The organism is Aeromonas sp. HMWF015, from assembly GCF_963878965.1.
GTDB classification, from domain to species: Bacteria; Pseudomonadota; Gammaproteobacteria; order Enterobacterales; family Aeromonadaceae; genus Aeromonas; species Aeromonas veronii.
Genome location: NZ_CAWNZT010000432.1, coordinates 1 through 1,827, shown reverse-complemented (window position 1 = coordinate 1,827; position 1,827 = coordinate 1). Strand labels below are relative to the sequence as shown.

The 1,827-nt window shown below is 56.5% G+C and carries 1 protein-coding gene and 1 pseudogene; both read left to right on the top strand.

Annotation, left to right across the window (positions count from 1 at the left end):
• Positions 1-990: pseudogene (locus AACS18_RS23740) on the top strand (NAD-glutamate dehydrogenase); the annotation flags it as partial.
• A gap of 77 nt (positions 991-1,067) precedes the next feature.
• The coding region (gene pyrD, locus AACS18_RS22255) for a quinone-dependent dihydroorotate dehydrogenase (protein ID WP_108613354.1) at positions 1,068-1,827 on the top strand (760 nt) is incomplete at its 3' end.

Here is a 1,827-nt window from a genome sequence, read left to right as displayed (position 1 = left end):
GTGTTGAAAGAGCAGCTCAACTGCCCGGAAGTGACCGACGAGCCCTTCCTCGCCAACATGCTGGTCACCAGCTTTCCGGCCAAGGTGCAGCAGCAATTTGGTGACCAGCTGGCCGATCACCCGCTACGCGGCGAGATCATCGCTACCCGGGTGGCCAATATGTTGGTCAACGACATGGGGCTCAACTTCGCCAGCCGGATGAAGGACGAGACCGGTGCCTCGGTCGCCGAAGTGGCCTGCTGCTTTGCCATGGCCCGCGAAGTGTTTGGTATGAACCAGCTGTGGCGCGATATTGAAGGGGGCGACAACCTAGTGGATGCCCAGACTCAGCTCGAGCTGATGTTCTACAGCCGCCGCATCGTGCGCCGTGCCACCCGCTGGTTCCTGCGCGCCCGCAATCGCAGCTGGAGCATCAGCGAGAACATCGCCTTCTTCCGTCCGGCGTTCGAGACCTTAGGGAAGCACCTCTACGAGGTGATGGATGAGAGCGAAGTAGCCGAGCATCGTCAGGCTGTTGCCAAGTGGATGGAGAAACAGGTGCCGGAGGCCATTGCCCGTCAGGTCGCCCATATGAGCAGCCTCTTCTCCAGCCTGGATCTGGCGCAGATTGCCGCGGAGCACAAGACCGATATCCTGCGTGCCGCCAATGTCTACTATCGCCTCGGAGCCAAACTGGATCTGCACTGGTTCCTCGACCAGATCAACCATCAGCCAGTCGGCAACCACTGGCAGGCGATGGCGCGAGCCTCCTTCCGCGAAGATCTTGACTGGCAGCAACGCAGTCTCACTTCTGTGGTACTGGAAGGGTGCAAAGATCAGGGAGAATGCGCTACCATACTGGCCGACTGGATTTCGGAGCATGAGCAACTCTTGTCCCGTTGGACCCATATGTTGGCCGACTTCAAGACCACCAGTACCCACGAGTTCGCCAAGTTCTCGGTGGCCTTGCGAGAGTTGAACCTGCTCCAGTTGAATTGTCGGGCACTTTAATTGCCAGATTAAGGCATGACACCGACATTACACCCAAAGCCCCGGCCAGTTGCCGGGGCTTTCTTTAAGGAGCAAAGATGTTGTACCCCATCGCCAGGCATTTCCTGTTCAAACTCAATCCGGAACAGGCTCACGATCTCTCCATGAAATATTTGCCCCGCCTTCTCGGTACGCCACTCGATTGTTTCTTCCGCCAGAATTTGCCGAAACGCCCCGTCACTGTCATGGGGCTTTCTTTTGCCAATCCGGTGGGATTGGCGGCCGGTCTGGATAAAGATGGTGAGTGCATTGACGCGCTGGGCGCCATGGGGTTTGGCTTTATCGAGGTCGGAACCGTCACCCCCAGACCCCAGAGCGGCAATGACAAGCCGCGCCTGTTCCGGGTTATTCCGGCAGAGGGGATCATCAACCGGATGGGATTCAACAACAAGGGGGTTGATCATCTGGTGGCCAAGGTAAAAGAGGCCAAATATCAGGGGGTCATCGGCATTAATATCGGCAAAAACAAAGACACTCCCATCGAACAGGGCAAGGATGATTACCTGATCTGCATGGACAAGGTTTATGATCATGCCGGTTATATTGCCGTCAATATCTCTTCCCCCAACACCCCGGGTTTGCGTTCGCTGCAATATGGCGAGGCGCTGGATGAATTGCTGGCCGCCCTCAAGGTGCGTCAGCAAGAGCTGGTCGCCCAATATAAAAAGTATGTGCCGCTGGCGGTTAAAATTGCCCCGGATTTAAGCCTTGAAGAAATAGATCAGGTGGCCGCTTCGCTGGTACGGAATGGTATTGATGGGGTTATCGCCACCAATACCACCCTCGAGCGCGAGATGA